Annotated in this window: 5 protein-coding genes; 4 read left to right on the top strand and 1 reads right to left on the bottom strand. The window is 69.1% G+C overall.

Features of this window, described 5'->3' with window-relative positions:
• Window positions 1–688: 688 nt before the first annotated feature.
• Window positions 689–1,135 (bottom strand): ATP-binding protein, encoded by a 447-nt coding sequence (locus tag BM536_RS25505; protein ID WP_079275075.1) that lies wholly within the window; start codon window positions 1,133–1,135, stop codon window positions 689–691.
• Window positions 1,136–1,347: 212 nt separating this feature from the next.
• On the opposite strand from BM536_RS25505, the gene BM536_RS25500 reads away from it, so the two are divergent.
• From BM536_RS25500 to BM536_RS25485, 4 genes are all read left to right on the top strand, one after another.
• A complete protein-coding gene (locus tag BM536_RS25500) occupies window positions 1,348–1,713 on the top strand; it encodes an STAS domain-containing protein (protein WP_073495268.1) in 366 nt (121 codons plus the stop codon).
• A 349-nt stretch (window positions 1,714–2,062) separates the two neighbouring features.
• Window positions 2,063–4,159: an ATP-binding SpoIIE family protein phosphatase gene (locus BM536_RS25495; RefSeq protein ID WP_143650960.1), complete on the top strand. Its 2,097-nt coding sequence runs from the start codon at window positions 2,063–2,065 to the stop codon at window positions 4,157–4,159.
• 853 nt (window positions 4,160–5,012) lie between these two features.
• On the top strand, window positions 5,013–5,351 hold the full coding sequence (locus tag BM536_RS25490) for a MerR family transcriptional regulator (protein WP_073495273.1): 339 nt from the start codon (window positions 5,013–5,015) through the stop codon (window positions 5,349–5,351).
• Window positions 5,352–5,596: 245 nt separating this feature from the next.
• The gene (locus BM536_RS25485) at window positions 5,597–5,800 is read left to right on the top strand and encodes a cold-shock protein (protein ID WP_030052720.1); all 204 of its coding nucleotides are present in this window, start codon (window positions 5,597–5,599) and stop codon (window positions 5,798–5,800) included.
• The last annotated feature ends 200 nt before the right edge of the window (window positions 5,801–6,000 follow it).

Below are 6,000 nucleotides of genomic sequence, written 5' to 3'. Positions count from 1 at the left end.
ATCGTCGGCTCCGTCATCCTGCTCGCCCTCTACCGCCTCGTCGCCGGTAACCGGCATTCGCACCGTCACGCATGACCGGCTGAGGCACATCGCCTCCGGACACACCGGCACGGCTCCCTTCCTGTTCGCGGGACGGGAGCCGTCGTGCGTCCCGGCTGACCTCTGTCCCCTGTCCCGAGTGGGTTCTTGCCTGGTCCAGGTCGGCTTTCAGGTGCTGGACGACGCGGACAGCGGGATTCCGAGGCCGCGTGCGACCGAGGTGTCCGCGGGCGCGCTGGTCAGCTGGACGGCCTCGGAAGGGTTCACCGCGCTCGCCCGTGACCAGGCAGGCCGTGCACCGGGCAACGACAGCATGAGGGTGATCGTGCGGACCGCAGTAGCAGGACTGCTGGTCCAGCTTGGACTCACCGCACCGACACGCCTGATGGCGGTGGCGTGGTGGTGCTGGCCGAAGCGGCCCTGTCACGAGGCGACACGGGCGGCTGGGCACCGGCCCGCCCGACGTACTGGGCGTCGGCGGCGGTGCGGGCGAAGGCGGCGTCGTTTCGTTGCTGTCAGCCGGCGGCGCCACCCCCCGGCGCGCCGGCACCGTGCCCGCCCCGGCCGCTCCCGCCTGTTCGCCCCGGCAGCGCTTCACTTCACGGCGGATCGCCAGGGAGGGCCGTGAGGCCGGCGGGAGCGCGGGCTGTCACTGGGGGCGGCGTCCTGTGACGTCCCCGCCGGGGTCGTCGGGCAGGGCGATGCGGGCGGTGATGCGTTTGCCGACCGGCTCCCGCTGGGCCTCGAAGCCCTGGGCGACGGCCATGACGATCTCCAGGCCGTGCTGTCCGACTCTGTCCGCGTCGGCGGCCCGCGCCACTGGCAGGACGGGATCGCTGTCCCACACGACCACCTCCACGACGGCGCCGATGACGCGCAGTTCCATCAGCACGGGGCCAGGGGCGTACTTGCGGGCGTTGGTGACCAGCTCGCTGACCACCAGCTGCGTCAGGTCCATCGCGCGAGCGGACACCGGCAGGCCGTGCTCCGCCTGGACACGGGTGAGGAAGTCCACCGCCCGGTGGCGTGCCTCAGCGATCACGTGCCCGTCACCGTCCAGCGCGACGGTGTCCTGTATCCGAGGGGCGTCCGGCATCACGCTGCCCTCACGCTCGGGGACTGATTCAGCCGGGTCCATCCTTGTTCCCCCTTCACACATCCTGCGCGTACCCGGCACTCTGCCTCACATGTCCCGTGAGAACCGCATAATGGGCCGCACACGTGTTCGCCGTAGCATCGAGGCAGGTTACCGGCGCACCATCGCGCCGGGGCCTTGAGATCCCATCAGCGAGCACAGTCGAGGAAACGGTGACAGACACCCACGGAGCAGCCCGGCCCGGCCGCCTGTCGATCCGCCACACCGCAATCAACGGCATCCGGGTGGTCGCCGTGCAGGGTGAGATCGACCACGCCGTCAAGGACATGCTCAGCGAGGCCCTCCTGCCCTGCGACGGCCCGGTGCCCCTGCGGACCGTGGTGGACCTCAGCGGCGTGACCTTCATGGACTCCAGCGGCATCAACGTCTTCGTCGCTGCCCACCAGGCCGCGAACGACGATCAGGGATGGCTGCGTATCGCCGGCGCCCAGGAATCGGTGCTACGGCTCCTTGAGATCGTCGGCCTGGACGAGGTCATCGGCTGCCATCCCACCGTCGACCAGGCCCTGACCGCCTGACCCGCGCCGCGCCCGGCCACCGCGTTGCACCCGGCCTACGTGGACCGCCGGGGCCGCAGATCCATGAAGTGTTGTCCTTGGCCGGCCTCCCTGGCGACGGGGTCGCCGGCCACGCGTCGGGCCATCGTGCGTCCAGTGCGGCAGTGGGCGACCATTGGTTGTAGAAGGCTGAAGAGGAGCATCGTTCCCGCCGGGGGAGCGCGGGTCGGCAACGCGAGATCCTGAACCGGAGGAGGCCTGCCGAGCGGGGCATACCCGGGGTCGCCGCTCCGCCTGGCGGTGAATCAACCGACCAGCTGAGCGATTCAGGGGCGTGCGGGCGCCGTCCACCCTGCTGGAGTGATGCACCGTGTCTGACGAGTTCCCATCCGTGGCCGAAGTCCTGGCCCAGGAGCCGTCCGTCTTGGTGCTGGATGCCAGGGGAGCCGTCCTCACCTGCACACCTACTGCTTTGCGGCTGTTCGAGGGCTCCATCGACAAGATCCGCGGCGTGGAGATCTCGGCCTTCTTCGACGATCCGTCCGCGTGGGCCGAGCTTGTCGCCGGCGCTTTGGGCGGGATCATGCTCAGCGCGCGGGCCGATTTGCACACCGTCCGCGGCGCGCCCTTCTCGGCGGTGGCGGCGGTGTCGGTGCTCGCAGAGGGAGCGGAGGGCCGTTTCCTCGTGCGGCTGATCCGGGCGGAGTCCCCGGGCTCCGGACCGCAGGCCGTACGACGTCCGGTGCCCACCGCGGAACAGGTACTGGCGAAAGACCCACGAGCACTCGAGCGGCTGGAGCTGCTTCATGACGCGGCGACCCGCATCGGCGGCTCCCTGGACGTCACCCGCAATGCCGAGCAGTTGCTGGACGTCCTCATACCGGCCTTCGCCGACTTGGGGGCGGTGGACCTGACCGAGGGCGTGTTGCTCGGCGAAGAGCCGATGTCCTTCCCTCCCGGCACGCCCATGCAACGGATCGCTGTAGCGGCGGCCAGTGGGTGCTGGCCCCGAGAGAGCCATCCGGTCGGCGAAACCTTCCGGATCGGCCACGAAGAAGCCGAGCACCTGCGCAAGGGCACGCCCGGTGTCCTGCCGGATCTGCATCTGGCCCGGGCGGCGCTGAAGGACGACGCCGAAAGAGCCGCGCTCATGCTGCCCCCGGACGCCACATCCCTGATGGTGCTGCCGCTGCTGGTCAGAGGAGGGGTACTGGGGGCGGTGGGACTCTGGCGCACCGGGACACGGGCCCCATTCGATCCGGCGGATGTGACGCTGGCGGATGAGATCGGCACCCGGGTCTCGCTGAGCCTCGACAACGCTCGGCGATACAACCTCGAACGCCGCACCGCGGAGGCGCTGCAGCGAGGTCTGCTGCCACGGCCGGTGGTGGAGGTCGGGGCCGCGAAGACATTCGGTGCCCACCTGCCCGCGCGTGCGGTGACGGGGATCGGCGGCAGCTGGTACGACGTCATTGCGCTGTCCTCGAGCCGGGTGGGCTTCGTCGTGGGCAATGCGGGTGGGCAGGGGATGAACGCCACGGCGGCGATGGGGCGGCTGCGGGCGGCGGTGCAGACCCTGACGGATCTGGATCTCAGTCCCGACGAGGTGCTGTCCCACCTGAACGACCTGGTGGTTCGGTTCGCTGAGGACGAGGAGCAGCGAGACGTCGTCCCGGCCGGCAGCGTGCACGGCGCGACGTGCCTGTACGCCGTGTACGACCCGATCACCGGCCACTGCGTACTGGCCAGTGCGGGACACCCCGGGCCGGTGCTGGTCTCGCGGGGCGGCGCCGAAGCGGACATGGTGCCCGTGCGCCCGGGGCTGCCCCTGGGCGAGGGCGCGGAGCCCTTCGAAGCCAGCGAGCTGCAACTGAGCCCCGGTGATGTGCTGTCGTTCTACACCGGTGCGCCGGCGCGAGATCCGTTCCACACCCGCGCACTGACCGTGGTGCGGGAAGGCACGGCTGGAGGCGTTGAAGGCGGCCGTCCGGTCACGGAAATCGGTGGCCGCATTCTGGAGAAACTTCTGCAGGAGCCCTTGGACGACGACCTGGCACTTCTCGTGACCCAGGTGCGCCGACTTCCCGAAGATGCCACGGCCGCCTGGGAGCTGGCCGCCGACCCCAGCATCGTCGCAGGGGTACGCCGTCAAGTCGCCGACCGGCTGACCTCCTGGGGGCTGGAACATCTGGTGTTCACCACGGAGCTGATCGTCAGCGAGCTGGTCACCAACGCCATCCGCTACGGCGGCGCCCCAGTGGGCCTGCGGCTGATTCGGGATCAACGTCTGATCTGCGAGGTCTCCGATCCCAGCCAGACCCAGCCTCATCTGCGACGGGCCCGGTGGACGGACGAAGGCGGCCGCGGTCTCTTCCTGGTGGCGCAGCTGACCCATCGCTGGGGCAGCCGGTACACCGGTGCGGGCAAGACCATCTGGACCGAACAACTGTTGGAAGAAGTGCCCTGACCTGTCGGCCCGGTCGTCCGATGTGATGCGTGCGGGCGCTCCGGCCGACGGTCACCAGCACACGTCGTACCTTCGGCCTGCCCGGCCACTCTGTGGGAGTCGTGGTCGAGACGGACTACCTCACCTTCGAACACGTGGAAATCTGTGCCAGCCGAAGTAGACATTCGTCGCCGGTGTGGTTATGGTTTCTCTCGTAGCCGAGATCGAGCAGGGCCCGGCAGAGATGAACTGCCGGGCAGTAGTACGCAGTTGCAGTTCGCAGGACGGTGCGGTGGTGGAGTTTCGAAGCCAGGGTGTTCGCAGGACGGCGACGGGGCTGACCACCGGACCGGGTGGCCCGCAGTGATCAGGGGCCGCCATCAGCAGTACCGCAGTGGAAGTACCGGCAAGTGAAGGTTCGTCGTACCCAGCAGTGAAGTCGGTGAGCGGTACCTCGGTGAAGGCGTCGGCTGCGGGCGCGCGCACCGGGAGGTTCGGCAGTGGGGTTCCAAGCCAGAGCAGACGTAGGACGGGCGACGGGGCTGGCTGCCGAAGAGTGGCGCTGTTCGAGGCCACCAGCAGTTCGCAGTTTCCGCTAGTGATTAGTTGATCAAGAGGGAAGAACGGAGGAACCGAGCGCCATCAGGATCGCCCGGGCGGAAGTCTTGGCCCCGGGTACCGCAGGACATCGATAGTGAGGTGGTCTCCGGTCAGGCAACCGCGATCCCCGCGCCCCCGACAGCGTCTCGGTCGGGTCTGCGGAAACAGAGGGCCGGTGCAGTATCAGGGCCGGCAGATGGTGTAGTGGTTCCTTCGGGGCCCTGGCGGGCAGTTCGGCGCCAGGGCCCCTCCACGCGTGCCACAGAGAGGTGCAATGACAGCAGACGACACGTTCGGCCGTCTCGATGACGACGACTACCCCGCCTTCACCATGGGCCGGGCCGCCGAGATGCTCGGCACCACCCAGAGCTTTCTCCGCGCCATCGGCGAAGCACGCCTCATCACCCCGCTGCGATCCGCGGGCGGCCACCGCCGCTACTCCCGCTACCAGCTGCGCATCGCCGCGCGGGCCCGGGAACTCGTCGACCGCGGGACCCCCATCGAGGCCGCCTGCCGGATCGTCATCCTCGAGGACCAGCTCGAGGAAGCCAAGCGCCTCAACGCCGAATACCGCCGTGCCGTCGAATCAGCGAACTCGACGGCCGCAGCATGAGATGAGCGTGCCCGTCAGCGTCGGCGGGCACCTCACGCACGGTCTCGGTGTGTGCGGTTGGATCATTTCCTGTGGTGAGCGGTGTGTGGGCGTGTAGCGTCTGCGTCAGCTGTCGTGGTTCGGAACTCCCTCTTGCCCGCGCCTTCGGTGTGGGCGTTTTGCTGTGCTGTGCCGCAGGGACCAGGGCGATCACCTCCGTCTGCCACATCGAGTGGGAGGCGTTCATCGACTGGAAGGCATGAGACATGGCTACGGGAACTGTGAAGTGGTTCAACGCGGAGAAGGGCTTCGGCTTCATCGCCCAGGACGGCGGCGGCCCGGATGTCTTCGCGCACTACTCCGCGATCAACTCCACGGGCTTTCGTGAACTCCAGGAGGGCCAGGCCGTGACGTTCGACGTCACCCAGGGCCAGAAGGGTCCGCAGGCCGAGAACATCAACCTAGCCTGACCTCGCAGACCTGCCCGAGGGATCGCGCACGCCGCGTCCAGGCGGCCGCCGCCCCCCGGGCCCTGCCACCCGCCCGGACGAAGGCGCCTGCTCTCGTGCGGGGCCGGCAGGATCAGGGGCCGCGCAGCCATCGCTGCGCGGCCCCTGATCCGTGAAGGCCCCCCGGGTCGGTGCGACTTCGGCCAGGAGCTTCCTGACCT

The sequence above is a fragment of the Streptomyces phaeoluteigriseus genome, from assembly GCF_001896135.2.
GTDB classification, from domain to species: domain Bacteria; phylum Actinomycetota; class Actinomycetes; order Streptomycetales; family Streptomycetaceae; genus Streptomyces; species Streptomyces phaeoluteigriseus.
The sequence above is the reverse complement of the archived record's forward strand: the minus strand, read 5'-3'. Positions and strand labels throughout refer to the sequence as shown.

Coding starts and splice junctions, on each gene's coding strand:
- BM536_RS25485 (WP_030052720.1), top strand. CDS start 5,597: ATGGCTACGGGAACTGTGAAGTGGTTCAACGCGGAGAAGGGCTTCGGC.
- BM536_RS25490 (WP_073495273.1), top strand. CDS start 5,013: ATGACAGCAGACGACACGTTCGGCCGTCTCGATGACGACGACTACCCC.
- BM536_RS25505 (WP_079275075.1), bottom strand. CDS start 1,135: ATGCCGGACGCCCCTCGGATACAGGACACCGTCGCGCTGGACGGTGAC.